The organism is Pseudomonas sp. FeN3W (genome assembly GCA_030263805.2).
GTDB classification, from domain to species: domain Bacteria; phylum Pseudomonadota; class Gammaproteobacteria; order Pseudomonadales; family Pseudomonadaceae; genus Stutzerimonas; species Stutzerimonas stutzeri_G.
Map to the genome: position 1 here is coordinate 2,565,796 of CP136010.1, position 26,572 is coordinate 2,592,367.

Annotated in this window: 19 protein-coding genes; 12 read left to right on the top strand and 7 right to left on the bottom strand. The window is 64.7% G+C overall.

All coding sequences use genetic code 11. The features are described from left to right. Window positions 1-5: 5 nt before the first annotated feature. Complete coding sequence (locus tag P5704_012295) at window positions 6-701, bottom strand: transglutaminase-like cysteine peptidase (GenBank protein WOF76864.1); 696 nt, start codon at window positions 699-701, stop codon at window positions 6-8. Between the two features lie 239 nt (window positions 702-940). Between P5704_012295 and P5704_012300 the strand changes: the two genes are divergently transcribed. From P5704_012300 to gshA, 3 genes are all read left to right on the top strand, one after another. Further along, complete coding sequence (locus tag P5704_012300) at window positions 941-3,256, top strand: Tex family protein (protein ID WOF76865.1); 2,316 nt, start codon at window positions 941-943, stop codon at window positions 3,254-3,256. Between the two features lie 2 nt (window positions 3,257-3,258). Beyond that, window positions 3,259-3,648, top strand: coding sequence for a PaaI family thioesterase (locus P5704_012305; protein ID WOF76866.1), 390 nt, complete (start codon window positions 3,259-3,261; stop codon window positions 3,646-3,648). Between the two features lie 130 nt (window positions 3,649-3,778). Further along, on the top strand, window positions 3,779-5,365 hold the full coding sequence (gshA, locus tag P5704_012310) for a glutamate--cysteine ligase (GenBank protein WOF76867.1): 1,587 nt from the start codon (window positions 3,779-3,781) through the stop codon (window positions 5,363-5,365). 72 nt (window positions 5,366-5,437) lie between these two features. On the opposite strand, the gene argA is transcribed toward gshA, so the two are convergent. From argA to P5704_012330, 4 genes are all read right to left on the bottom strand, one after another. Then, a complete protein-coding gene (argA, locus tag P5704_012315; GenBank protein WOF76868.1) occupies window positions 5,438-6,736 on the bottom strand; it encodes an amino-acid N-acetyltransferase in 1,299 nt (432 codons plus the stop codon). Window positions 6,737-6,776: 40 nt separating this feature from the next. Next, entirely contained in the window at window positions 6,777-7,937 is a 1,161-nt protein-coding gene (gene argE / locus P5704_012320) for an acetylornithine deacetylase (GenBank protein WOF76869.1), read from the bottom strand. Between the two features lie 117 nt (window positions 7,938-8,054). After that, a complete protein-coding gene (locus P5704_012325; protein WOF76870.1) occupies window positions 8,055-9,320 on the bottom strand; it encodes an anion permease in 1,266 nt (421 codons plus the stop codon). A 39-nt stretch (window positions 9,321-9,359) separates the two neighbouring features. Further along, window positions 9,360-10,037: a TIGR00153 family protein gene (locus tag P5704_012330; protein WOF76871.1), complete on the bottom strand. Its 678-nt coding sequence runs from the start codon at window positions 10,035-10,037 to the stop codon at window positions 9,360-9,362. Window positions 10,038-10,150: 113 nt separating this feature from the next. Between P5704_012330 and P5704_012335 the strand changes: the two genes are divergently transcribed. Continuing rightward, window positions 10,151-11,515 (top strand): CYTH domain-containing protein, encoded by a 1,365-nt coding sequence (locus tag P5704_012335; protein WOF76872.1) that lies wholly within the window; start codon window positions 10,151-10,153, stop codon window positions 11,513-11,515. Between the two features lie 105 nt (window positions 11,516-11,620). Further along, window positions 11,621-13,405, top strand: a complete 1,785-nt coding sequence (locus tag P5704_012340) for an ATPase, T2SS/T4P/T4SS family (protein WOF76873.1) — start codon at window positions 11,621-11,623, stop codon at window positions 13,403-13,405. A gap of 181 nt (window positions 13,406-13,586) precedes the next feature. Here P5704_012340 and P5704_012345 read toward each other — a convergent pair whose 3' ends face one another. Further along, the gene (locus P5704_012345) at window positions 13,587-14,300 is read right to left on the bottom strand and encodes a murein L,D-transpeptidase catalytic domain family protein (protein WOF76874.1); all 714 of its coding nucleotides are present in this window, start codon (window positions 14,298-14,300) and stop codon (window positions 13,587-13,589) included. A 189-nt stretch (window positions 14,301-14,489) separates the two neighbouring features. Here P5704_012345 and P5704_012350 point away from each other — a divergent pair, with 189 nt between their 5' ends. The 4 genes from P5704_012350 (at window position 14,490) to P5704_012365 (ending at window position 21,837) form a co-directional block, all read left to right on the top strand. Then, window positions 14,490-16,094 (top strand): L,D-transpeptidase family protein, encoded by a 1,605-nt coding sequence (locus tag P5704_012350; protein WOF76875.1) that lies wholly within the window; start codon window positions 14,490-14,492, stop codon window positions 16,092-16,094. Between the two features lie 190 nt (window positions 16,095-16,284). Further along, a complete protein-coding gene (locus tag P5704_012355) occupies window positions 16,285-20,994 on the top strand; it encodes a PAS domain S-box protein (GenBank protein WOF76876.1) in 4,710 nt (1,569 codons plus the stop codon). 66 nt (window positions 20,995-21,060) lie between these two features. Beyond that, window positions 21,061-21,369, top strand: a complete 309-nt coding sequence (locus P5704_012360; GenBank protein WOF76877.1) for a DUF2388 domain-containing protein — start codon at window positions 21,061-21,063, stop codon at window positions 21,367-21,369. Between the two features lie 42 nt (window positions 21,370-21,411). Beyond that, window positions 21,412-21,837: an OsmC family protein gene (locus tag P5704_012365; GenBank protein ID WOF76878.1), complete on the top strand. Its 426-nt coding sequence runs from the start codon at window positions 21,412-21,414 to the stop codon at window positions 21,835-21,837. Window positions 21,838-21,922: 85 nt separating this feature from the next. Here the strand turns inward: P5704_012365 and P5704_012370 are convergent, their stop codons facing one another. After that, window positions 21,923-23,029, bottom strand: a complete 1,107-nt coding sequence (locus P5704_012370; GenBank protein WOF76879.1) for a TRAP transporter substrate-binding protein — start codon at window positions 23,027-23,029, stop codon at window positions 21,923-21,925. 294 nt (window positions 23,030-23,323) lie between these two features. On the opposite strand from P5704_012370, the gene P5704_012375 reads away from it, so the two are divergent. From P5704_012375 to P5704_012385, 3 genes are all read left to right on the top strand, one after another. Beyond that, entirely contained in the window at window positions 23,324-23,875 is a 552-nt protein-coding gene (locus P5704_012375) for a TRAP transporter small permease subunit (GenBank protein WOF76880.1), read from the top strand. Beyond that, the gene (locus tag P5704_012380; GenBank protein ID WOF76881.1) at window positions 23,868-25,244 is read left to right on the top strand and encodes a TRAP transporter large permease subunit; all 1,377 of its coding nucleotides are present in this window, start codon (window positions 23,868-23,870) and stop codon (window positions 25,242-25,244) included. The genes P5704_012375 and P5704_012380 overlap by 8 nt, the downstream gene beginning before the upstream one ends. Window positions 25,245-25,336: 92 nt before the next feature. Next, window positions 25,337-26,569 (top strand): methyltransferase, encoded by a 1,233-nt coding sequence (locus tag P5704_012385; protein ID WOF76882.1) that lies wholly within the window; start codon window positions 25,337-25,339, stop codon window positions 26,567-26,569. Window positions 26,570-26,572: the final 3 nt, after the last annotated feature.

Sequence of the window (26,572 nt, forward strand, 5' to 3'; positions counted from 1 at the left end):
AACTCCTACGATCCGGACCCGGCCGGAAAACCTTCCGCTTGCATCTTTTTCAGCAAATCCTGCCAGCGCGACAGCTTCTTGCTGTCACTGACCTGCTTGTCACCACTTCGCCCCGGCAGCCACAGCCCTTCACCGTTGAACGCGTAAACGGGAACCAGATCGCTGCGCTGCGTCGCCGGCAGAATGCCGCCGACCAGATTGTCCAGCACCAGGGGTACAGCGCCAGGCTGCTCGTAATACGTCAGGACCATATGCGCCTGATTGAGCCGGACGGCCTTGACGTAGGTGATACGCAGCTTGTCGGCCGAAACACCGAGACGGCGCAGGGTCACGTACTTGGCGATGGCAAAGTCTTCGCAGTCGCCACCACCAATGCGCAAGGCTTCGACCGGGGTGGCCCAATAGTCGGTCTGCCGCCAGAGCCTGACATCATCTTCGAAACGAAGCTGGTGATTGAAGAAGTTGTTCACCGCACGCAGCTTGTCGTGCTCGGCCGCCGCCCCCTGTTCGCCCAGCAGCTGCTGCCACGCCAGCAGGCGCTCGCGTCCTTCGCCCAGCGAGCCATAGCGTTTTTCAGCCAGGTCCAGAATGCGCGGGAAATCCCAGTCGTCCGCCACGGCCCAGACGAGTTGAGCCAGGCCCAGCGCGCCGAGCAAAGCGATGACGTAGCGAAAGGGGGCAAGCCGCGTCTGGCCAAACATGACTACAACTCTTGACGGCGGGCGGGGCGGCTGTTCAGCCGCCACTGATGGCTCAGTGCCACTTGAAAGCTGGATGGTGGCGGCAAGACCGTTAAAACACAAGCGCCACACCCACTGGCGCGACGGCTGGCGGGCGCGTCCGCAGGATACATCTCTTGAGCGCCCGAATCAGGGCCTCGGCAGTTATACTTGCCCGCTTTTCTGGCCGGCCGGCCGTCATTCCGCCCGCAGGACATCACATGGACAGCATCAATTCCCGTATCGCCAACGAGCTGGGCGTACGCCCGCAACAGGTCGCCGCCGCCGTGGCGCTGCTCGACGAAGGCTCCACCGTGCCCTTCATCGCCCGTTACCGCAAGGAAGTCACCGGCAGCCTCGACGATACCCAGCTGCGTAATCTGGAGGAGCGCCTGCGCTACCTGCGCGAGCTGGACGAACGCCGCGCCTCGATCCTTTCCAGCATCGAGGAGCAGGGCAAGCTGACGCCCGAACTCAAGCGCGAGATCGACCTCGCCGACACCAAGACCCGCCTCGAAGACCTCTACCTGCCCTACAAGCAGAAGCGCCGCACCAAGGGCCAGATCGCCCTGGAGGCCGGACTTGGTGAGCTGGCCGATGCACTGTTCGGCAACCCGGACCTTACGCCAGAGCAGGAGGCCGAACGCTTCATCGATGCCGAAAAGGGCTTCACCGATGTGAAAGCCGTGCTCGAAGGCGCCAAGTACATCCTCATGGAGCGCTTCGCCGAAGACGCCGACCTGCTGGCCAAGCTGCGCGAGTTCCTCAAGCACAACGCCACCCTCAGCGCCCGCGTCGTACCCGGCAAGGAGAATGAAGGGGCCAAGTTCAGCGATTACTTCGAGCACGACGAGGTGCTAAAGAACACCCCCTCGCACCGTGCGCTGGCGATTTTCCGCGGACGCAACGAGGGCATCCTCAGCGTCAGCCTCAAGGTCGGAGACGAGACCCCGGGCAGCATGCACCCGGGCGAAGGCATGATCGGCGAGCGCTTCGGCATCGACAATCGCGGTCGCGCCGCCGACAAGTGGCTGGGCGAAGTGGTGCGCTGGACCTGGAAAGTCAAGCTCTACACCCACCTGGAAACCGATCTGCTCGGCGAACTGCGCGACAAGGCCGAGGACGAGGCGATCTCGGTGTTCGCGCGTAACCTGCACGACCTGCTGCTCGCCGCGCCGGCCGGGCCGCGCGCGACCCTGGCGCTGGACCCGGGCCTGCGCACCGGCTGCAAGGTGGCGGTGGTGGATGCCACCGGCAAGCTGCTGGACACCGCCACCGTCTACCCGCACGCGCCGCGCAACGACTGGGACGGCACCCTGACCGTCCTCGCCAGGCTGTGCGCCAGGCATGCGGTGGACCTGATCGCCATCGGCAACGGCACCGCCAGCCGCGAGACCGACAAGCTGGCCGGCGAACTGATCAAGAAGGTGCCGGGCCTCAAGCTGACCAAGATCATGGTCAGCGAAGCCGGCGCATCGGTGTATTCGGCCTCGGAACTGGCGGCCAGGGAATTCCCCGAGCTCGACGTGTCGCTGCGTGGCGCCGTGTCCATCGCCCGCCGCCTGCAGGACCCGCTGGCCGAGCTGGTGAAGATCGACCCGAAATCCATCGGCGTCGGCCAGTACCAGCACGACGTCTCCCAGCTCAAGCTGGCGCGCTCGCTGGACGCGGTGGTCGAGGACTGCGTGAACGCCGTCGGCGTCGACGTCAACACCGCTTCCGCCGCGCTGCTGGCGCGCATCTCCGGGCTCAACGCGACGCTGGCGCAGAACATCGTGCAGTTCCGCGACGCCAACGGCGCATTCAGCTCCCGCGCGCAACTGAAGAAGGTCCCGCGCCTGGGCGAGAAGACCTTCGAGCAGGCCGCCGGCTTCCTCCGTGTGATGAACGGCGACAACCCGCTGGACGCCTCCGCGGTGCACCCGGAAACCTACCCGCTGGTCACCCGCATCGCCGCCGACACCGGCCGCGACATCCGCTCGCTGATCGGCGACTCGGCCTTCCTCAAGCGCCTCGATCCGAAGAAATTCACCGACGAGACCTTCGGCCTGCCCACCGTCACCGACATCCTCGGCGAACTGGACAAGCCCGGCCGCGACCCGCGCCCGGAGTTCAAGACCGCCGAATTCCAAGAAGGTGTGGAGAAGCTCGCCGACCTGGAGCCGGGCATGGTGCTCGAGGGCGTGGTGACCAACGTGACCAACTTCGGTGCCTTCGTCGACATCGGCGTGCACCAGGACGGCCTGGTGCATATCAGTGCATTGTCCGAGAAGTTCGTCAAGGACCCCTACGAAGTGGTCAAGGCCGGCGACATCGTCAAGGTCAAGGTCATGGAGGTGGACATCCCGCGTCAGCGCGTCGGCCTGTCGATGCGCATGAGCGACACGCCCGGTGCCAAGACCGACGGCCCGCGCGGTGGTGGCAAGCCACGCGGCAACGCGCCGCGCAGCGAGCGTCATGCCAAGGAAGACAAGCCGGCACCGGCCAACGCCGCCATGGCCGCGCTGTTCGCCAACGCCAAGCAGCTGAGGAAGTAGGCATGAGCATTCGAGTCGAGGCGGTAGGCAATTCCAGCGCCTTCGGCCGCCTGCTCGGCCTGGAGATTCACCAAGTCGGCAATGGCGAGGCCGTGCTCGGCCTGACCATGCACGACGGCCTGCGCAACCTGCACGGCAAGCTGCACGGCGGCGCGCTGTTCTCGCTGATCGACACCGCCATGGGCCAGGCCAGCCACAGCCTGGGCGATGGCTCGCCGAACAGCGTCACGTTGGAGTGCAAGGTCAACTACATCCGCCCGGTGACCGATGGCGAGCTGCGCTGTCGCGCCTGGGTGGTGCATGGCGGCCGGCGGACCCAGGTGCTCGAAGCCGAGGTGCACCAGGGCGACAAGCTGATCGCCAAGGCCCAGGCGACCTTCGCCTGCCTTTGAATAAAGCGGCAAGCTTCAAGCGGCAAGCCCCAAGAAGGAGCACGTCCGGCTTTCTCTTGCAGCGTGTGGCTTGAAGCTTGCCGCTTCCCACCCCATATTGGGCCGACTGTCGCGTGAAGGAATCCACAAGTTGAGCGCTCTTCTCACCCACCGCCTGGCATTGTTGGCCGAGCCGCCCCACCTGCCGCTGCTCAGTCAATGCCTGCACGGGATCGAACGCGAATGCCTGCGCGTCGACGCTCGCGGTCAGCTGGCGATGACCCCGCACCCTGCCGCCATAGGCTCGGCGCTGACCCATCCGCAGATCACCACCGATTATTCCGAGGCGCTGCTGGAATTCATCACCGGCACCGATCAGGACCCGCAGAACACCCTGGCCGAGCTCGAAGCGATCCATCGTTTCACCTACGCCAAGCTGGGCGACGAGTACCTCTGGAGTCCGTCGATGCCCTGTCCGCTGCCGAGCGAAGCGGACATTCCGATCGCCGAGTACGGCAGCTCCAACATCGGCCGGCTCAAGCACGTCTACCGCCAGGGCCTGGCGCTGCGCTACGGCAAGACCATGCAGTGCATCGCCGGCATCCACTACAATTTCTCGCTGCCTGAAGAACTCTGGCCGATCCTGCAGGCCGACGACGGCGACCCGCGCTCGGTACAGGATTACCGCTCGACGCGTTACATCGGCCTGATCCGCAACTTCCGCCGCTACAGCTGGCTGCTGATGTACCTGTTCGGCGCCTCGCCGGCGCTGGATGCCGGCTTCCTGCGCGGCCGTGCGCACCAGCTCGAGACGCTCGACGCCGACACGCTCTACCTGCCCTGGGCGACCAGCCTGCGGATGAGCGACCTTGGCTACCAGAACAACGCCCAAGCCGGCCTCACGCCTTGCTACGACGACCTGCCGAGCTATGCCGAAAGCCTCTACCGCGCGGTCTCCACGCCCTATCAGCCCTATGTGGAACTGGGCACCAAGGATGCCGCTGGCAACTGGCAGCAGCTCAACACCAACATTCTGCAGATCGAGAACGAGTACTACTCGAACATCCGCCCGAAACGCGTCACCGCCAGCGGCGAACGCCCGCTGCACGCCTTGCGCGCGCGCGGCATCCAGTACGTCGAAGTGCGCTGCCTGGACATCGATCCGTTCCTGCCGCTGGGCATCGACGCCAACGGGGCGCGCTTCCTCGACGCCTTCCTGCTGTTCTGCGCGCTGCAGGACAGCCCCTGCCTGGTCGAGGGCGAATGCGGCGCCGCCACCGACAACTTCCTCAAGGTGGTCAAGGAAGGCCGGCGCCCGGGGCTCGAGCTGCAGCGTTGTGGCGAGAACGTCCTGCTCAGTGACTGGGCCAGCCAGTTGCTCGACGAGATCGGCCAGGTTGCCGCCCTCCTCGACCGCAGCCATGCTGACTCCCTGCATGCGGATGCGCTTGCCGAGCAGCGCGCCAAGGTCGCCGACAGCAGCCTGACGCCGTCGGCCCGCGTACTCGACGAGTTGCGTCGCAACGGCGAGAGTTTCAGCCAGTTCGCCATGCGCCAGACCCTGGCCCACGCCGATTACTTCCGCAGCCAGGCACCGAGCGCGGCCGAGCTGGCCGAATTCGAGGCCCTATCGCGCCAATCGCTGGCCGAACAGGCGGCACTGGAAGCCCAGCAGGAAACCGATTTCGACCAGTTCGTCGCCGCCTACCAGGCGAGCCTGCTGAGCATTGGGGTCTGAAAAAGCAGCTGCAAGCTCAAAAAGCATCGCCCCGGGGACGGGCGCGCCCTCGCGGCGATGGATTTTTGAAGCTTACAGCGGCTTCTCGAATATCTTCGAATTACGCTGGAAGTTGTACAGCGAAGCCCGCGCGGCCGGCAGGCGGTCGACGCTGATGGGCTCGAAGCCGCGCTCCTGGAACCAATGCGCGGTACGCGTGGTGAGCACGATCAGCTTCTTCAGCCCCAGCTTGCGCGCGCGCTCCTCGATGCGTTCGAGCAACTCGTCGCCGCGGCCGCCATGGCGATATTCCGGGTTGACCGCCAGGCACGCGAGTTCGCCGGCATCCGACTCGGCGATCGGATAGAGCGCCGCGCAGGCGATGATCAGCCCGTCGCGCTCGACGATGCTGAACTGCTCCACCTCGCGCTCGAGCACCTCGCGCGAACGCCGCACCAGGATGCCCTGCTCCTCCAACGGTGTGATCAGATCGATCAGCCCGCCGACATCCTCGATGGTCGCCTCACGCAACTGCTCGAACTGTTCCTGGGTTACCAGCGTGCCGCCGCCGTCACGGGTGAACAGTTCGTTGAGCAAAGCGCCGTTATCGGCATAGCTGACCACATGGCTGCGCCGCACGCCGCCGCGACAGGCCTGCGCGGCGGCGTCGAGCAGCTCGGCCTGGTACTGGCTGCCGAGGCGCTCGACGTAGGCTGGAATCTGCTGCGGACGCAGCTCGCGCACCAGCTTGCCACTTTCGTCGAGCAAGCCGGGCTCGGCGCCGTAGAGCACCAGCTTGTCGGCCTGCAGATCGATGGCCGCGCGGGTGGCGACATCCTCGCAAGCGAGATTGAAGATCTCGCCGGTCGGCGAATAACCCAGCGGCGACAGCAACACGATGGTGCGTTCGTCCAGCAGCCGGCCGATGCCCTTGCGGTCGATACGGCGGACTTCGCCGGTGTGATGCAGATCGACGCCATCGAGCACGCCGATCGGCCGTGCGGTGACGAAATTGCCGCCGGCCACGCGCAGCCGCGCACCCTGCATCGGCGACGCCGCCATGTCCATCGACAGCCGTGCCTCGAGAGCGATGCGCAACTGGCCGACCGCATCGATCACGCACTCCATGGTCGGCGCGTCGGTGACGCGCAGATCGCGATGGAAACGCGGCTCGATACCGCGGGCCGCCAGGCGCGCCTCGATCTGCGGGCGCGAGCCGAATACCAGCACCAGGCGCACGCCGAGGCTGTGCAGCAGCACCAGGTCGTGGACGATGTTGGCGAAATTGGCGTGTTCCAGTCCATCGCCCGGCAGCATGACGACGAAGGTGCGGTCACGGTGCGAGTTGATATAAGGCGAGGAGTCGCGGAGCCAGGTGACGTAGTCGTGCATGTAAAAGCCTTCGTGGCGGTTCTGTTCGTCTGTTTTGAAGTCAGTTCGCGGCGGTCTGCGGCTGCAGGCAGTAGTGCTCGATCATCCGACGCAGCAGTTGCACGGTCGGTTCGATGCGATCGAGTTGCAGATATTCGTCGGGCTGGTGCGCGCAAGCGATGTCGCCGGGCCCCAGCACCAGCGTTTCGCAGCCGAGCTGCTGAAGATAAGGCGCTTCGGTGGCAAACGCCACCGCCTCGGCCTGGTGCCCGGTAAGACGCTCGGCCAGACGCACCAACTCACTCTCGGCTGCCTGCTCGAACGGTGGTACCGCGGGGAACAGCGGTGCCAGGTCGATCTTCACCTGGTGCTGCTCGGCCAACGGCTGCAGGCGCTGGCCGATGATCGACCGCAGCTGCTGCGGATCCATGCCCGGCAGCGGGCGCAGGTCGAACTCCAGCGAACACTGGCCGCAGATGCGGTTGGGGTTGTCGCCACCGTGGATGCAGCCGAAGTTGAGCGTCGGCTTGGGCACGTCGAACAGCGGATTGTCGTATTCGCCCTGCCACTGGTGACGCAGCGTCATCATCTCGCCGATCACGCCGTGCATGGCTTCCAGCGCGCTGTGACCATAGGCCGGGTTCGATGAATGCCCACTCTGCCCGAGGATGTCGATGCGCTCCATCATGATGCCCTTGTGCAGGCGTACCGGGCGCAGGCCGGTGGGCTCACCGATCACCGCGGCGCGCCCGAGCGGGCGACCGGCTTCGGCCAAAGCACGGGCGCCGGACATCGAACTCTCTTCATCGCAGGTGGCGAGAATCAGCAACGGGCGGCGGAACGGCTGCTCCAGCAGCGGTCGAACCGCCTCGATGATCAGCGCGAAGAAGCCTTTCATGTCGCAACTGCCGAGGCCGTACCAACGGTTATCAGCCTCGCGCAGCTTCAGCGGATCGGACTGCCACAGGGCGGCATCGAACGGCACGGTATCGCTGTGCCCAGCCAGCACCAGTCCGCCGGGACCGCTGCCATAACTGGCGAGCAGGTTGAATTTCCCCGGCGCGACTTCCGGCGTTTCGCAGGTGAAGCCCAACTCACCGAGCCAGGCCGCGAGCAACTCGATCACCGGACGATTGCTCTGATCCCAGCCAGGTTGCGTGCAGCTGACCGAGGGCGCCGCGAGGAGCGCAGCGAATTGCTCCTTGAATGATGGAATGGGCACCGGCTACCTCCGTGATGCAATCGAAACGAGCCTGCAGTGAAACATGAAATGCGCCACGGCGGGACCCGCAAACGAAAACGCCCCGCCGAAGCGGGGCGCCGGCAACATCCAGCAAACTCAGGTGAAGATGAACTTGAGCACGGTGAAGAAGACGATCGCCAGGAACGCACCGGCCGGCAGGGTAATCAACCAGGACATGAAGATCGAACCCACGACACCCAGGTTCAGCGCACCGATACCGCGCGCGATGCCGATGCCGAGCACGGCACCGACCAGCGTGTGGGTGGTGGAAACCGGCAGACCGATGGCCGATGCGCCGACCACCGTGGTCGCGGTCGCCAGCTCGGCGGCGAAACCGCGGCTGGGGGTCAGCTCGGTGATTTCCTTGCCGATGGTGGCAATCACCTTGTAACCGTAAGTGGCCAGACCGATGACGATACCGACCGCACCGAGCAACAACACCCAGCCCGGCACGGCGGACTTGGCGGCGATGTCGGCGGCGCCGCCGGATTCGATCACACCGACGATGGCGGCCAGCGGACCAACCGCATTGGCGACATCGTTGGCGCCGTGGGCGAAGGCCATGGAGCAGGCGGTAAAGATCATCAGAACGGCGAAAACCTTCTCCACGCTGGCGAAGTGGAAGGTCTTGTCGGCTTCGACGTCCACCTTGATCCGCGAGAGCAGCGCGATCCCCGCGAGCATCACCAGCAGGCCGATGCCGAAGGCCAGCAGGATGCCCTGACCGCTGCTGAGGGTCAGGCCGACATGCTTGAGGCCCTTGGTGACCGTCATCAGCGCGACCATGAAGCCGGTCAGGAACATGTACAGCGGCACGAAGCGCTTGGCGTTCTCGAACGGATGATCGGTATTGATGATCAGCTTCTGCACGCTCATGAACAGACCGAAGGCGACGATGCCGGACAGCATCGGCGTCACCACCCAGCTGGCGACGATGGGACCGATGGCGTCCCAATGCACGGCATCGGTGGAGACACCGACGGCGGCGAAGCCGATGACCGCACCGATGATCGAATGCGTGGTGGAGACCGGCCAGCCCTTCATTGTCGCGATCATCAGCCAGGTACCGGCGGCGAGCAGCGCCGACATCATCCCCAGCACCATCAGGTCGGGGGAAATCACTTCCGCGTCGACGATGCCGTTCTTGATCGTCTCGGTGACTTCGCCACCGGCCAGATAGGCGCCGCAGAACTCGAAGATCATGGCCACGATGATGGCCTGCTTGATGGTCAGCGCCCGAGAACCGACCGAAGTACCCATGGCATTGGCCACGTCATTGGCACCCACGCCCCAGGCCATGAAGAAACCGAATGCGCAGGCAAGGATCAGGAGTACGAAGCCGTAATCCGCAATAAGAGACATAAGGAATTACCTGTTGAACCCAGAAAGGATGCTGGCGCCTCAGCGCGCCAGCAGTTGTTCCAGACGGTTACCGACGCGCTCGGCGCGGTCGGCTACATCGCCGATCCATTCGATGATCTTGTAGAGAAAGATCACGTCGACTGCTGGCAAATCCTTTTCCAGGTGGAACAGTGCACGGCGAACCGTGATCTGCATGCGGTCGGTTTCCCGCTCGATTTCTTCGAGCTCTTCGACCATCTTTTCGACGAGTGTGGCTTCGCGGCCGCTGAAGCCGGTTTCCAACAGCGAATCCAGCTCCTTGAGCGCCTTCAACGCCTGGGCGCTGGCGTCGACGCTGCGCTGCACGTAGGCCAGCATTTGCGGTTGCAGCGCCTGCGGAATGGTCATGCAGCGGCCCAGCATCAGGCCGGCAATGTCCTTGGCGCGGTTGGCGATCTTGTCCTGTACACTCAACAGGTCCAGCAGATCGGAGCGCGGCACCGGCAAAAACAGGCTCTTGGGCAGGTGCTGGCGAACGCTCTTCTTCAGCTTGTCGGCCTCGTTTTCCAGCTGCGACATCTGCTGCTGAATCTGCTCGACCTTCTCCCAGTCTTCGGCCATGACCGCCTGAAATAGCGGCACCAGGTTCGCTGCACATTCGTGCGACTTGGCCATATGCTGTTGCATCGGGCCGATTGGCGAACGTCCGAACAAGCTGACGAAAGGATTGACTGGCATAGGGTATGGCCCCGGCTTGAAAGAGGCGGCAAGTATACGGACAGGCCATCACGCCTGCTACCGTGCGTCATCAGGCTGCAACATCCACACATCATAGGCACCCCGTCGGCACCATGCAGAAAGAAACCGAAATCAAGCTACGCGCCAGCCGCGACACCCTGCTCGCCCTGCGCGAACATCCGCTGCTGAAAAAGCGCAACAAGAGTGGCTGGTCGCGCCATGAGCTGTTCAACCAGTATTACGACACCGCCGAGCGCGACCTCGCCCAGGCCCGCGTCGCCCTGCGCCTGCGCCGCGACGGCGAGCAGTTCATCCAGACCTTGAAAAGCCGCGGCCAGAGCGTCGCCGGGCTTTCCGAGCGCAACGAATGGGACTGGTACCTGGACAAGGCCAAGCTCGACACCAAGAAGCTTGACGACGACTGCTGGCCGGCCAGCCTTGCCGAGCTGGACAAGAAAAGCCTCAAGCCGATCTTCACCACCGACTTCGTGCGCGAGAAAGCCGAGATCGCCTGGGGCCGCGGCAAGACCAAGGTGGTGATCGAGGCGGCACTGGATCAGGGGCAGGTCAAGGCCGGCAGACAGTCCGAGGAAATCTGCGAGCTAGAGCTCGAGCTACGCCAAGGCGATCCGGAAGCGCTGCTGGAACTGGCGGCGGAGCTGGCTGCCGACCTGCCGCTGATGCCCTGCGACATCAGCAAGGCCGAGCGCGGCTATCGCCTGTATGACGCCAATGGCTACAGCTTGCAGCTGCCAGCACCGAAGCTCGACGCCACGATGCCGCTGGACGATGCCGTCGTCGCTCTCGGCTGGCAGCTGCTCGGCAACAGCCAGCGCCTGGCCGAACAGTACCGCTTCAATGGTCGCTGGAAACTGCTGAGTGACTGGCTGCAGCAGCTGATCGAGCTGCGCGCCCTGCTCGGCAGCCTCGGCCAGGCCGCCCCGCGCGCCAGCAGCCGTGAGCTGCGTGAGCTGCTCGACGCGCTGATCCAGGACTGGCGCCCAAGAGTCGAAGCCGGTCAGGACGATGAAAGCGTGCGCAAGGCCGCACCCGTACAGTTCGCCGAGGAGCTGGGCCAGACCCGCTGGGGCCTGCTGTCGCTGAAAGCCTCGCTGTGGCTGCTGCAGCGCAGCTGGACCGAAAGTCGCAATGCACGAGGCGATCGCCAGGGCGCTGCCGAGCTGGGCAAGTGGCTGCTGCATCTGCTGGCGGAAGAGGCCAAGGCCTTGCAACTGCCGCGCTACCAGCAGCAACCCGAAGACCTCGCCGAACAGAGCCCGCGCATGGAGCGCCTACTGGTCTGGCTGCATTTGGCCCGCGACGTGCTGGAGCTGCCGGAAGCCGACCGGTTGTATGGCGAATTGGCCAAGCTGCATGAACTGGCCCGCCAGGCCATCGACGAAGAAGCCTTGGCGCTACGAGTTGAGCAGGCACATCTGGTCTGGACGCTCAAGGCCTGGAAGCAGCTGGAGAAATAACGTCCCAAGACGGCGCAGGCTGCGCAAAGTTGAACCCCGGCGGCAGACAACGCCGGGGCTTTAGCGGCAAGCTTGGCCTTTTCGCCGCCGCATCGAAGGAATCCCATGTCCGTGCTGAACTCGCCCACCCAGGACCGCCCTCTCGATCTCGCCGATCTGCTGCGCGAGCTGGTCACCCAGGGGCGGATCGCGCAGGACAGCGCCGAACAATGCCTGACGGTACGCCGCAGCGCGCTGGCCAACCAGCAGCACCCGCTGGAATTCCTTGCCGCGCAGCAGCTCGATGACCTGCAGCGGCCGGGCAAGAAGCTCGATCTGGAAACGCTGACCGTCTGGCTGGCCGAGCGCGCCGGCCAGCCGTACCTGCGCATCGACCCGCTGAAGATCGACGTCGCCGCGATCACCCCGCTGATGTCCTACGCCTTCGCCCAGCGCCACGGGATTCTCGCCGTAGCGGTCGACGCCAGCGCCGTCACCATCGCCAGTTGCCAGCCTTTCGTGCACGGCTGGGAAGCCAACCTGACCCACGTGCTCAAGCGCCCGATCAAGCGCGTGGTGGCCAACCCGAGCGACATTCAGCGCTTCACCGTGGAGTTCTACCGCCTGGCCCGGTCGGTCAGCGGCGCCAGCGGCACCGAGCAGAAGATCAGCGGCGTCGGCAATTTCGAGCAACTGCTCAGCCTCGGCGCCAGCGACCAGGAGCCGGACGCCAACGATTCGCACATCGTCAACATCGTCGACTGGCTGTTCCAGTACGCCTTCCAGCAGCGCGCCAGCGACATCCACATCGAGCCGCGCCGCGAGCAGGGCACGGTGCGCTTTCGTATCGACGGTGTGTTGCACAACGTCTATCAGTTTCCGCCACAGGTGGCGATGGCGGTGGTCAGCCGGCTCAAGACGCTGGGGCGGATGAACGTCGCGGAAAAGCGCAAGCCGCAGGATGGCCGGGTCAAGACCAAGACCCCGGACGGCGGCGAAGTGGAGCTGCGCCTGTCGACCCTGCCAACCGCCTTCGGCGAGAAGATGGTGATGCGCATCTTCGACCCCGAGGTGCTGCTCAAGGGCTTCGACCAGCTGGGCTTTTCCGCCGACGACCTGCGTCGCTGGCAGAGCATGACCAGCCAGCCCAACGGCATCATCCTGGTCACCGGACCGACCGGTTCGGGCAAGACCACCACGCTGTACACCACGCTCAAGCAGCTGGCGACGCCGGAAGTGAACGTCTGCACCATCGAGGACCCGATCGAGATGATCGAGGGCGCCTTCAACCAGATGCAGGTGCAGCACAACATCGACCTGACCTTCGCCAGCGGCGTGCGCGCGCTGATGCGCCAGGACCCGGACATCATCATGGTCGGTGAGATCCGCGACCTGGAGACCGCCGAGATGGCGATCCAGGCGGCGCTGACCGGGCACCTGGTGCTCTCCACCCTGCACACCAACGACGCGCCCAGCGCCATCACCCGCCTGCTCGAACTGGGCGTGCCGCACTACCTGCTCAAGGCCACGCTGCTCGGCGTCATGGCCCAGCGCCTGGTGCGTACGCTGTGCCCGCATTGCAAGGCGCCGGTGCAGCTCGATGCAGACGATTGGAGCGCATTGACCAAACCCTGGAACGCCCCGCTGCCGAGCACCGCGCAACGGGCGGTCGGTTGTCTGGAATGCCGCGATACCGGCTTCCGCGGTCGCGCCGGGGTATACGAGATCATGCTGCTGAACGACGCGATCAAGCCGCTGATCACCGCCGACACCGACATCGTCGCCCTGCGCCGTCAGGCCTTCAAGGACGGCATGCGCAGCCTGCGGCTCTCGGGCGCACAGAAGATCGCCGCCGGCCTGACGACGGTCGAAGAAGTGCTGCGGGTGACCCCGCAGAGCGAGCAGAAGTAAAGCGGCTGCAAGCTGGCGTAGGATGGATGTCGCTTTTTACATCCACCATGACTCCGCCCGGTGGATCGGTGAAGCGTGATCCACCCTACGCGAGCTTCGACGCGCAACTGCGTCAGTGCCCCAGTGCCCGCAGTTGCGCGGATGACGCCGCCCCGCCCCTTGCAACGATCTGAACGCTGAATCAGCCGCCCGAACGTGCGGCGAGAATGCTCGCCACCTGATTGGGTTTGCAGTTGAGATACGCCGAGGACTGCAGCCATTGCTGGTCGGGGTACCAGGAGAACATGAACTGGCCGCCCTTGAGGCTATCGATCACCATCCGCGCCACCTCCGGCCGTACCGCCGGGCAGCCCTGGCTGCGGCCGATGCGCCCCTGGGTAGCGATCCAGGAAGGATTCACATAGGCCGCCGGGTGGATGACGATGGCGCGCTCGCGGGCGCGGTCATTGATACCCGGCTCCAGTCCGTCCATGCGCAGCGAGTAGCCGTGCTTGCCGCTGTAGCTTTCGGCGGTGCGGAACAGACCGATGCTGGACTGGTGACTGCCGACCGTGTTGGAGAATTGCGTGGCGTGGTTGTCGCCGGACTTCTGGCCATGGGCGACCAGGTCCTCGAGCAGCAACTCTTCCTTTTCCAGATCGAAGATCCACAGGCGTCGTTCGCTGGAAGGCCGCGAGAAATCGATCACCGCCAGGCGCTGGGCAGCGCTTGCACCGTTGTTGACGGCGCACTGCATGGCCGCGACGGCGTGGGTCAGAACCTGGCGATCGAGCTTGGGCGCCAGCCGGGCCAGGCTGTCGACCATCGGCTGATAGCTTGCACCGGCCGCCCAGACAGGCGAAGCGAGAACGAAAAGTCCCGCCGCCAGGCAGGCACGTCGAAGCATGGACATCATTGAGCAAGCAACCTCGTCGGGCCCGGACGGCGCCGCATACTCGCCGCCGAACAGAGCAGCAGCGCAACGAAGCCGAGCAGGACGAACGTGCGCCAAATGCCCGGCAGGATATGTTTTTATGGGCCCGAAAGAATGCCGGCAGACACCGGAACGGCGGCCCTACAGGCGCGCAGTCTAGCAGTCACGGGAATGGCCTGGAGCGATAAATTGTTCAAAAAACGTGCATTTCGTCTTGCCGTCTGGCTTTGCCTCGCGCCGATCGCCGTCTCGGCAGAGCCGCTCGTCGCGCCGCCGACGCCGCTCGAAGCCGCGCTGGCGAACCTGCCGCAGCGCTGCACCGCGATGCCGGACAGGCTGGAGCCAGAGGCGCTGCAGCGACTGTCGGCGTTCTATGCAGCAGTGCATCACCAGCCGGTGTGGAATTCCTATGCGACGCTCGACGGCCTGCTGCAGCAGCTCGCGCAACTGACCGATGATGGCCTGGACCCGGCGCAATATCAGCCGGAGCGCATACGCGAGCAGCTCTATCAGTCCTCGGCCGCACCGCTGCATCGCGAATGCGCTGACATCCTCACCAGCCACGCCTATCTCGAAGCGCTGCACCATCTGGCCCGTGGTCGCCTGCGCCAGGCGGATGTCGAGCCGATCTGGCGCAGCCCCGATGCAGCAGCGCGCGACGATAGCCAGCAGTTGCTGCAGATCGCCGTGCAGGGCCTGACCGATCTGCCGCGGGCCTTCGAGCACGCGCGCCCGGCCCTTGCGCTGTATCGCGACTTGCGCGCCGCCTATGCGCGGTTGCGCCTGGCGCCGCTGCCTGCCTGGCGGCCAGTGCCGACCGGCGCGACGCTGCGCCCCGGCATGAGCGATGAACGCGTGCCGCTGCTGCGCGAGCTGTTGCTCGCCGATACCGGCAGCCCAGCAGCGCTGGAGCAGCGCTACGACGACGAGCTGGTCGAGGCGGTGCGCCGCTTCCAATCGCAACATGGCCTGGAAGCCGACGGTGTGATCGGCGCCGGCACCCTGGCCGCATTGAACGTCAGCCCGGCCAGCCGTCTCGACCAGATACGTATCAATCTGGAGCGCCTGCGCTGGATCAGCCGCGACCTCGAGCCGCAATCGCTGCTGGTGGATATCGCAGGTGCACGGCTTATCTATTACCGCGACAGCTGCCCGTTCTGGCAGACACGCACCCAGGTCGGCCGCCAGGCGCGGCAGACACCGCCGCTGAAATCACAGATCAGCCGTCTGACGCTCAACCCCACCTGGACCGTACCTCCAACCATCCTGCAGCAGGACAAGCTGCCGTTGATCCGCGAGGACGCCGGCTACCTCGCACGTCACGGGATGCGCGTACTCGATGCTCAGGGCAACGATCTGGACCCGGCGAGCGTCGACTGGCAGGCACCACGCAACATCATGCTGCGCCAGGAGGCAGGCCCGGCCAATCCGCTCGGGCAGGTGGCAATCCGCTTCGCCAACCCCTTCTCGGTGTACCTGCACGATACGCCGAGCAAGCCGCTGTTCGATCGTACCGACCGCGCCCTCAGCTCCGGCTGCGTGCGCGTCGAAGGAGCGCTGCAGCTGGTCGATCTGCTGCTCGACGAGACTGAGCGCGAGACCGTCACCAGGCTGCTGCAGACCGGCAAGACTCATGAATACCGCCTGGCGCACCGCACGCCGATCCTGATGGCCTACTGGACCGCGGCCGTCGATGATAACGGCCAGCTGCGCTACCGCCCGGACGTCTACCAGCGCGACGCCGCATTGCTCAGGGCATTGGATGCGGCACGTTAGTACAGCGCTGACGACCCGTTGCGTTACCAGCGAGGCGTTCCGTTCGTCGGGAGTTTCTTCGCCTACCGCCTGAACCACGCGGCCTCGGCGTAGTCTTTTGCTGACCGCTCGACAACGCCCCGCGCTGGCGAGTGTTTAACTAAATACCCGTCTGAATTACTCAGTGCCATGGATAGCCGAGCAGGACACCTTGAACGCCGAACACAGCGCCCCCGCAGCGACCTGGAATGAAGCTGAACGGCTGATCGCATTGGCTCGCTATGCCGTGCTCGACGCCTCGTGCGACGCGCAGCTGGACGAGCTTGCCGCCATGGCTGCGGACCTCTGCGCCTGTCCGGCGGCGGCGATCCACTTCATCGATGACCAGTACCAGTATTGCAAGGGCGCATTCGCGCTCGAACGCGAGCCCGTGCCACTGGCGCGCTCGCTCTGCGCCCAGGCGATCCGGCAATCCGGGCCGCTGATCACCAAGCACAGCGGCGACCTCAGCGCACCCGTGGAAATGCCACGTCTCGCCGCAGGCGGGACCGCACGCTTCTATGCCGCGGCGATCCTGCGCGACGACGACGGCCTGCCGCTGGGGACGCTGTGCGTCTGTGATCGCAAACCACGCGAGCTCTCGCCGCGTCAGGGCACACAGCTGCAGGCGGTGGCGCGTCAGGTCATGGCGTTGCTGAAACTGCGACGCTTGCGCGACGAAGAAGCGCGCAGCCGCCAGATCATCGAAAGCGCTCAGGATTACGCCATCCTCGCCACCGACCCGCACGGGCGCATCACCAGCTGGAACAGCGGTGCACAGCGCATGCTCGGCTGGTCTGCCGAAGAAGTGATCGGCCAGTCGTTCGCCCGCATCTTCACCGAGGAGGATCAGGCGCAGCACGCCCTTGAGCAGGAAATGCGCACGGCGCTGGAGAAAGGCAGCGCCATCGATGAGCGCTTGCACCAGCGCAAGGACGGTTCCCGCTTCTGGGGCAGTGGTGTGCTCACCCCGCTTTTGCACGACGGTAAGCCGCAAGGCTTCGTCAAGATCCTCCGCGATTTGACCGAAACACGCCTGCAGCAGAGCTTCGCCCGGGAAATGGAGGAGCGCTATCGCACGCTGGTCGACCTCAGCCCGCAAGTCGTCTGGCAATGCGATGCCGATGGCAGCCTGAGCTATTGCAACAGCTACTGGTGTGAGTTCACAGGCCTCGACGAGCAACAATCGCGTGGCGACGGCTGGCTTGTCGCGGTCGCCGCAAACGATCGCCAGCGTACGACCGAGCAGTGGCAGGCCGCGCTGCAACGCCAACTGCCATTCAAGCTCGAACTGCCCCTGCGCGACATCGATGGTCAGCCGCGCTGGTTCCAAGCCAGCGCCGCACCGATCTACGATGCCGACGGACAATTGCTGCACTGGGTCTGTGTGGCTCAGGACGTCGACAGCCGCCGACGCTCGGAAATGCAGCGACTGGAAAGCGAAGCCTTCACCCGCCTGCTGCTGGACTCGGCCAATGAAGGCTTCTACTCCATCGACCGCAGCGGCGTGGTCACCCTGTGCAACGATGCCTTCCTCAACCTGCTGGGTTTCGCCAGTCGCGAGGAAGTGCTCGGCCGCCAGCTGCACCATGTGATCCACCACAGCCATCCGGACGGCAGCCCTTACCCGGTGCAGGACTGCCCAATCCAGCACACCGCCACGACCGGCCAACCACGCCACGTCGACCACGAGCTGTTCTTCCGCGTCGATGGCAGCAGCCTGCCGGTGGAATACCGGGTGGCGCCGATCTACCGCGACGGCGAACTGCAGGGCGCCATCTGCACCTTCAGCGACATCAGTGAGCGTACCCAGCACCAGGCATTGCAGGCCTTTCTCCTCGAGCTGAGCGATTGTCTGCAGGCCTGCAACGAGCGGGTCGATGTCTGCTGTGTGCTCGACGAGCGCCTGGCCCAGCTGATGCACTGCGACTGCATCGCCTGGGGGACCGTGAAAGACGCCACGCTGGCCGTCAAACAGGAATGGCTGGCGGCGGATGCTCAAAGCCGGGTGGGGCGTCATAGCCTGAATCCGGACGACGCCGTTGCCATCGATAGCCTGCCGCACGAGAACCTGATCCTGCTCGAGGAAGCCCCGTCGCACAGCGACTCGCTGCTGCAGCATCTGGCCGCCCGCTCGGTATTGTTCACCGAGCTGCCTGGCGTCGAGTCCGGCACCCAGCCGGCGGTGCTCATGTTCATCCGCAGCCAGCCACTGCCCTGGAGCCCGGACGACATCGGCCTGGCGCGCGAGGTGCTGGAGCGTATCCGCGCCACCGCCGAGCGCATGCGGGCCAGCAAGGCGCTGCGTGAAGCCGAACAGCGCATCAGCCTCGCCAACGAAATCGCTTCGATCGGCGTCTGGGAATACCGCGACAGCCACCATTCGCTGCAGTGGGACGCGCAACTCAAGGCCATGGCCGGGCTGGCACCGGATGAACCGGGGCTGGGCGTGCAAGAGATTCTTGCGCGGATTCATCCGGACGATCGCAGTGTCCTGCTCAAGGCGCTGGGCGAGACGCTGGCGGGACGTGGCGACGGCGAGTTCCAGCTCGACTACCGCATCTTCGATACCCGCATCGGCGAGTTCGCCTGGCTCGCCAATCGTGGCCGCCGCCTCGTCGATTCGAGCGGCAAGGTGCGCATCCTCGGCACCGCACGCAACATCACCGCCGAACGCAACGCCGCCGAACGCATGCTGCGCATGAACGAGATGCTCGAAGAGCAGATCAAGGATCGCCAGCAGGCCGAACAGCGCCAAACCGCGCTAATCGAACTGGGCGACCTGCTGCGCGAGCAGCACGACAGCCAGACCATCGCCCACGCCGCGGTGAGCGTGATCGCCCGTACCATCGGTGTTTCGCGCGTGCTTTTCGCCAGCGTCGATGCGCCCACTCAGAGCGCAACCATCGAGCGCTACTGGAGCGACGGCAGTTCGGACAGCAGCAGCGAAGTGGTGCATTTCGCCGATTACGGCGACTTCTTCTACGATCTGCAGGAAAACGAACTGGTCGTGATCGAAGACGTGCTGCACGACGCCCGCACGGCCAGCCATGCGGAGAACTTCGCCGATAGCCAGATTCGCAGCATCGTCTGCGTCCCGCTGTTCGAGCAGGGCCGCCTTTCCGCCGTGATGATGCTGCTCGAAGAACAGCCCCGTGGCTGGCTCGACGACGACATCTCGTTTATCCGCGAAGTCGCCGACCGCGCCTGGACCGCCGATGAGCGCATGCGCGCCGAACGTGCACTGCGTGAGAGCGAAGAGCAGTTCCGCACCCTCGCCGACAACATGAGCCAGTTCGCCTGGATGGCCGACCCCAGCGGCCACATCTACTGGTACAACAAACGCTGGTACGACTACACCGGCACCACCGACGAAGCCATGCGCGCCCTTGGCTGGCGCACGGTGAACCATCCGGACCACCATGAGCGGGTCAGCGCGTCGATGAAGCGCGCCTTCGCCATCGGCTCGATCTGGGAAGAAACCTTTCCGTTGCGCGGCAAGGATGGCAAGTACCGCTGGTTCCTCTCCCGGGCGTTGCCGATTCGTGACGATTTCGGCCAGGTTACCCACTGGTTCGGCACCAATACCGACGTCACCGCCCAGGTTGCCGCCGAAGAGGCGCTGCGCGAACTCAACGACAGCCTCGAGCGCCGGGTGGCCGAACGTACCCGCGAGCTGGCGTCGATCAACAGCCGCCTGCACATCGAGATGGCCGAGCGCGAGCGCGCCGAAGAAGCGCTGCGCCATGCGCAGAAGATGGAAGCCATCGGGCAGCTCACCGGCGGCCTGGCGCACGACTTCAACAACATGCTGACCGGTGTGCTCGGCGCGCTCGACCTGATCCAACGGCGTGTCGCCAGCGGCAATACCGGCGATCTCGACCGCTACATCGACGCCGCGACCACCTCGGCCAACCGCGCCGCCGCGCTGACGCATCGCCTGCTGGCCTTCGCCCGCCGCCAGTCGCTGGACCCCAAGCCGGTCGACGTGAACCTGCTGGTGGTGTCCATGGAAGACATGCTGCGCCGCACCATGGGCGAGCACATCCGCCTGGAAGTCGAACTGCAGGCGGACGCCTGGCTCGCCTACACCGACGGTCACCAACTGGAAAACGCCCTGCTCAACCTGGTGATCAATGCCCGCGATGCCATGCCCGATGGCGGGCGCCTCGGGGTGAACACGCGCAACGTACGAATCCAACAGCGCCAGCCGGACGCCCCTGAACCGGGCGACTACGTGGTGCTGAGCGTCACCGACAACGGCTCGGGCATGTCGGCGCAGACCATCGCCAAGGCCTTCGAGCCGTTCTTCACCACCAAACCCATCGGCCAGGGCACCGGCCTCGGCCTGTCGATGGTCTACGGATTCGCCAAGCAGACCGGTGGCCACGTGCGCATCGACAGCACGCTGGGCGAAGGCACGCAGATCATCCTCTACCTGCCGCGCAACGAGGTCCAGGACGAGCTGCCGCCTGCAGCATCGCAGGCGACGGACGTGCCCATCGCGACGAACGGCGAGATCGTGCTGGTGGTGGAGGATGAGGCCGCCGTGCGCATGCTCGTCGTGGAAGTGCTGCAGGAACTGGGCTACCAGGTGCTGGAAGCGGTCGATGCCAACAGCGCGCTGCCCCACCTGCACGGCGATCAGCGCCTCGATCTGCTGGTCACCGATTTCGGCCTGCCCGGTCTGAACGGACGGCAGCTGGTGGAAAACGCGCGACAGCACCGTCCCGAACTGAAGGTGCTGTTCATCACCGGCTACGTACCGGACGACGAGATGCGTAACGACTTCCTCGCCCCCGGCATGGATATCCTCGCCAAACCGTTCAGCATCGACATCCTCGCCGCGCGCATCCGGCGCCTGATCGACGGGCGCGACTAGCGACAACCGGAACTCTCCTTCGCGCATCGCACTCTCAGAAGAACGATAGCAAGGAGGTTTCCGCTCATGCGCAAGACACTTTTCGCAGCGTTCACCCTGGCGCTGCTGCCCGTTGGCAGTGCCATGGCCGATGGCCTGGTCCGCGACATTCTCTCCTCGGGTGCGACCACCGCGTCCACCTACATGACCTTCAAGGACGACAAGCTGGTGATACCGGCGCGCGAAGATGCCGGTAGTTTCGTGGCCAGCAATGGCGAGATCCGCGGCCCGTATCTGGAAGCCATGCTGCAGCAACTACGCAGCGAGCAGCCGCAGCTGGAGGCCACCGACATGGAACTGGCCAGCGCGATCCTCGCGGCCGAACAGCTTCAATAGCGGCACGCTGAACCCATTCACGCATTCATTCGAGGTCAGTTCATGAAGAAGAGCGCTTCCGCCGTCTGGCAAGGCGGCCTGAAAGACGGCAAGGGCACCATCAGCACTCAGAGCGGAGCACTGAAGGACAACCCCTACGGCTTCAACACTCGCTTCGAAGACACGCCGGGGACCAACCCGGAAGAGCTGATCGGCGCGGCCCATGCCGGCTGCTTCTCGATGGCCCTGTCGATGATGCTGGGCCAGGCCGGGCTGACCGCCGAACGCATCGACACCCGCGCCGAAGTCACACTCGACAAGGATGGCGAAGGCTTCAGCATCACCGCCATCGATCTCACCCTCAAGGCGCGGGTTCCGGGCGCGGATGACGCGCAGTTCCAGCAGATCGCCAATCAGGCGAAGGAAGGTTGCCCGGTGTCCAAGGTGCTCAACGCCCGCATCAGCCTGAACGCGACGCTGGAAGGCTGACCGCTGCAGTCACCACGGACAACTCGATCGCAAAAAAAAACGCCACCCCGTAGCCGGTGTGGCGTTTTCACATCCGGGGCAGCTATCAGCCGCGGATGTTGTAGATGTCCTTCTCGTTCAGCTCGGCGTATTCATACAGCCGCTTGAGATAGGCACTCTGCTGTTCCCACACCTTGGCCGCTACCGGATCGGCGTTGGCGGAGGCGTCGACCACTTCGGCCGCCACTTCCTTCAGGCGTGCCAGCACTTCGTCTGGCAGACGGCGTACTTCAACACCCTGCTCGCGCAGCTGCTCCAGCGCTTCCATGTTCTTGGCGTTGTAGTCATCGAGCATGTCGCCATTGACCGCACGGGCGGCCGCCCGAACGATGGCCTTGAGATCGTCGGGCAGGGTTTCCCAGGCCTTGAGGTTGACGTCCAGCTCGAAGGTGACGTTCGGCTCCTGCCAGCCCGGGGTGTAGTAGTACTTGGAGGCCTTATGCAGACCCAGCGCCAAGTCGTTGTACGGGCCGATCCACTCGGTGGCGTCGATCGCACCGGTCTGCAGAGCGGTGAAGATCTCGCCCGCCGGCATGTTCACCACGGTGCCGCCCATCTTGGTCAGCACTTCGCCGCCCAGGCCCGGGGTACGCATCTTCAGGCCCTTGAAGTCGTCGACCGAGTTGATTTCCTTGTTGAACCAGCCAGCGGTCTGCACGCCGGTGGCGCCGCAGGCCATCGGCAGAACGCCGAACGGCTTGTAGACTTCTTCCCACAGTTCCATGCCGCCGCCACGATGCAGCCAGGCGTTCATTTCCTGCGCGTTCGGGCCAAAGGGCAGCGCACAGAAGAACTGCGCCGCCGGCACCTTGCCTTTCCAGTAATAAGGGGCGCCATGGCCCATCTCGGCCGTGCCGCGCGATACCGCATCAAACACTTCCAGGGCGGGAACCAGCTCACCGGCGGCGTACACCTTGACGGTCAAGCGGCCGTTGCTCATCTCGTTGACCAGCTTGGCGAAGTTCTCCGCCCCGACACCTACGCCAGGGAAGTTCTTCGGCCAGGAGGTGACCATCTTCCAGTTGAATGTCTGCTGTTCGCTGGCCTGTGTGCTTTCGCCCGCTGCCGGCTTATCGCTCTTGTCATTGCAGCCAGCCAGCGCAGTGGCCGCCAGGCCTACGCCAGCGGCGGTGAGAATGTCACGACGTTTCATGAGGTTACTCCTTGTTATTTGTTCTTATTGCGCAACGGCAAGGCTACGCTTTTTTGCCGGACCACCTTGCGCCTTTCGTTCCGTTTCGAATCCCTGGGTCAAACTGACTGCGGGCTCGTAAGGCAAAACCTGCGCCGGAAATGCATCCGCCACTCCGGGCTCAACTAACATTAGAGCCTCCGGCGCCTCAAGCCTAGCGCATAAGCTAAAAGTCGTAGGCCGATTGCTGCAAGACGCCAGTGCTGCAAGAATCGCCCTCTCCCGCCAACCTTGCGTCTACTAGAAGGACTAAAAATGTCCCAGAGCCTCCCGCCCCCGCTGCGCGTGGCTGGCCTCATCGATGCGTTCAACATGCGCCTCGGCCAGCTCTGTGCCTGGATCACCCTGTTTCTCGTCATCGGCACCGCCATCGTGGTGGTACTGCGCTACGGTTTCGGCATCGGCGCCATCGCCCTGCAGGAAGCGGTGATGTACGGTCATGCGCTGGTGTTCATGGGCGCCGCCGCCTGGACCCTGCAACGCAACGGCCACGTTCGCGTCGACATCTTCTATCAGAAGTTCAGCAGTCGCCGGCAGACCGCCGTCGACGGCCTTGGTCACCTGCTGTTCCTGCTGCCGGTGTGCCTGTTCCTCGGCTGGAACAGCTGGGACTACGTCAGCAGCTCCTGGGCGACTCACGAAGGCTCCAACGAATCAGGCGGGCTTAAGTTCGTCTACCTGCAGAAGAGCATCATCCTGCTGCTGGTCGGCAGCCTCGCGCTACAGGGCCTTTCCGACCTGATCAAGTCCGGCTACCGCCTCGCCGGTCGGTTGCCTGAAGCAGAGCAGGAGGTGAAGCATGGGTGAGATCATGGCCATCCTGCTGTTCATCAGCATCTGCTTCGCCCTGATGTCGGGTTACCCGGTCGCCTTCACCCTGGGTGGCATGGCACTTCTGTTCGCCGGCATCGGCGTGGTCACCGGCTCGTTCGACGTGGGTTACCTGCACGCGTTGCCGAACCGCATCTTCGGCATCATGAACAACCAGACGATGCTGGCGGTGCCGCTGTTCGTCTTCATGGGCGTGATGCTGGAGAAATCGCGCGTCGCCGAAGACCTGCTGGAATCGATGTCGCGACTGTTCGGCACCCTGCGTGGCGGCCTGGCGATTTCGGTCTGCGTGGTCGGCGCGCTGCTCGCGGCCAGCACCGGCATCGTCGGCGCCACCGTGGTCACCATGGGCCTGCTGGCACTGCCGACCATGCTGCGTCGCGGCTACGACCCGGCCATCGCTACCGGCACTCTCGCCGCCACCGGCACCCTCGGCCAGATCATTCCGCCATCGATCATTCTGGTTCTGCTCGGCGACGTGATGTCCAGCGCCTTCCAGCAAGCACAGCTGAAGATGGGCATCTTCTCGCCGAAGACCGTTTCGGTCGGTGACCTGTTCGTCGGCGCGCTGATTCCCGGCCTCGTGCTGGTTGGCATGTACATCCTCTACCTCATCGTGGTGGCGATCTTCCAGCCGAAGAAGCTGCCCGCCTTGCCGCAGGAAGAACTGGGGCCGATCGAGTGGGGCAAGCTGATCGGTGCGCTGCTGCCACCGCTGGCGCTGATCACTGCCGTGCTCGGCTCGATTCTGGCGGGCTATGCCACCCCGACCGAGGCTGCGGCGATCGGTGCCCTGGGCGCGACCGTGCTGTCGATCGCCAAGGGCCAGCTGAATTTCGCCCAGCTCAAGCAGGTAGCCTTCGGCACCACCGAAATCACCTCGATGGTGTTCCTCATCCTCATCGGTGCGTCGCTGTTCTCCCTGGTGTTCCGCGGCTTTGGCGGTGAAGTGCTAATCGAAGACGCGCTGCACTCGCTGCCTGGCGGTGTACTCGGCGCCTTCCTGGTGGTGATGCTGGTCATCTTTCTGCTGGGCTTCATTCTCGATTTCATCGAGATCATCTTCGTGGTGGTGCCCATCGTCGGCCCAATCCTGCTCGCCATGGGCCTGGACCCGGTCTGGCTCGGCGTGATGTTCGCCATCAACCTGCAGACCTCCTTTCTCACCCCACCTTTCGGCTTCTCGCTGTTCTACCTGCGCGGCGTCACCCCCCGCAGCGTACCGACCAGCGTGATGTACAAGGGCGTGCTGCCGTTCATCGCGATCCAGATCGGCATGCTGGTGGTGGCCTACATGTGGCCAGGAATCGTTACCTGGCTGCCGGAACAGGTCTACGGCCAGTAACTGCAACTACAACGCCCGTCCCTCGACGGGCGTTGTGCTTCCTAGCGCAGCATCCCGCTACAATCGGCTCCCGCCCGAACGCCTGCCCGCCGATGACTGCCTCCCCTTCTCTGCTCGAACGCTTCCAGGCACTCGACCGTTTTCTGAGCGAGCACCAGGCGCTCTGGCGCCCGCGTCCATTCGTCTGCCGAAGCCTGACCTGGGAAAGCGACTACCCGGAGCTCGCCGCCTGGCTGCGGGCACGCTCACTGGCCGATGCCGAAGCCGCGCACAACCAGCCAGGCGAACTCGCCGCACCAGCGCCTTTCCCGCAGCTGGCTGCGCTCGCCTGTAAGCTGAGCCAGATCGACGAACTGCCCGCAAGCGAGCCGCCGGCCGTGAATCATCGTCAGAACCTCGACATACCGGGACGCAAATCGCTGCAGATCCAGGCATTCGGCGCGCGCCTGCACTTTCGCGAAACGCCGCGGCACTGGCTCGACTGGTGTTCCGGTAAAGGTCATCTCGGTCGGCATCTGGCCAGAAACAGCGCCGCACTGACCTGCCTGGAGTGGGACGAAGCGCTGGTCAACGCCGGCGCACAACTGAGCGAAAGACTCGGTATCAATGCGAGCCACCGCTGTCAGGACGTGCTGGCCGCCACTGCCAGCGACCAGCTGCATGCTACGCATACGCCGGTCGCCCTGCATGCCTGCGGCGACCTGCATGTTCGCTTGCTGCAACTGGCCATCGCCAAACAATGCCGCCAGCTTGCCGTGGCGCCCTGCTGCTACAACCGCATCGCCGATGAGCAGTACACCCCACTGTCACAGGCAGCCGGCGCGTCGTCGTTGCAGCTTACGCGCGATGACCTCGGTATACCCTTGAGCGAAACCGTCACCGCCGGCGCCCGCGAGCGACGCAACCGTGACCAGTCCATGGCCTGGCGCCTGGGCTTCGATACCCTGCAGCGCCGCTTGCGCCAGCAGGACGAATACCTGTCGACCCCGTCGCTACCCAGCGCCTGGCTGAAGAAAGACTTCGCCAACTATTGCCGCGATCTCGCCGCACTCAAGCAACTACCCGCACCGGGCGACGAGGACTGGCCGGCCCTGGAGCGCACTGGCTGGCAGCGCCTGGCCGAAGTTCGCAATCTGGAACTGGTGCGCGGCCTGTTCCGCCGCCCGCTCGAACTCTGGCTGCTGCTCGACCGTGCATTGCTGCTGGAAGAGCAAGGCTATCACGTTCGCCTGGGCACCTTCTGCCCCAGCCAACTGACCCCACGCAACCTGCTGTTGCTCGCCGAGCGCAACGCGTCCGCGCAGAATGTGAAGCGGCCTGAATAAGCG

Coding starts and splice junctions, on each gene's coding strand:
- P5704_012375 (WOF76880.1), top strand. CDS start 23,324: ATGTCCCAGAGCCTCCCGCCCCCGCTGCGCGTGGCTGGCCTCATCGAT.
- P5704_012360 (WOF76877.1), top strand. CDS start 21,061: ATGCGCAAGACACTTTTCGCAGCGTTCACCCTGGCGCTGCTGCCCGTT.
- P5704_012335 (WOF76872.1), top strand. CDS start 10,151: ATGCAGAAAGAAACCGAAATCAAGCTACGCGCCAGCCGCGACACCCTG.
- P5704_012340 (WOF76873.1), top strand. CDS start 11,621: ATGTCCGTGCTGAACTCGCCCACCCAGGACCGCCCTCTCGATCTCGCC.
- P5704_012345 (WOF76874.1), bottom strand. CDS start 14,300: ATGATGTCCATGCTTCGACGTGCCTGCCTGGCGGCGGGACTTTTCGTT.
- argA (WOF76868.1), bottom strand. CDS start 6,736: ATGCACGACTACGTCACCTGGCTCCGCGACTCCTCGCCTTATATCAAC.
- P5704_012300 (WOF76865.1), top strand. CDS start 941: ATGGACAGCATCAATTCCCGTATCGCCAACGAGCTGGGCGTACGCCCG.
- P5704_012295 (WOF76864.1), bottom strand. CDS start 701: ATGTTTGGCCAGACGCGGCTTGCCCCCTTTCGCTACGTCATCGCTTTG.
- P5704_012330 (WOF76871.1), bottom strand. CDS start 10,037: ATGCCAGTCAATCCTTTCGTCAGCTTGTTCGGACGTTCGCCAATCGGC.
- P5704_012365 (WOF76878.1), top strand. CDS start 21,412: ATGAAGAAGAGCGCTTCCGCCGTCTGGCAAGGCGGCCTGAAAGACGGC.
- P5704_012350 (WOF76875.1), top strand. CDS start 14,490: ATGGCCTGGAGCGATAAATTGTTCAAAAAACGTGCATTTCGTCTTGCC.
- P5704_012370 (WOF76879.1), bottom strand. CDS start 23,029: ATGAAACGTCGTGACATTCTCACCGCCGCTGGCGTAGGCCTGGCGGCC.
- P5704_012380 (WOF76881.1), top strand. CDS start 23,868: ATGGGTGAGATCATGGCCATCCTGCTGTTCATCAGCATCTGCTTCGCC.
- P5704_012305 (WOF76866.1), top strand. CDS start 3,259: ATGAGCATTCGAGTCGAGGCGGTAGGCAATTCCAGCGCCTTCGGCCGC.
- P5704_012325 (WOF76870.1), bottom strand. CDS start 9,320: ATGTCTCTTATTGCGGATTACGGCTTCGTACTCCTGATCCTTGCCTGC.
- P5704_012385 (WOF76882.1), top strand. CDS start 25,337: ATGACTGCCTCCCCTTCTCTGCTCGAACGCTTCCAGGCACTCGACCGT.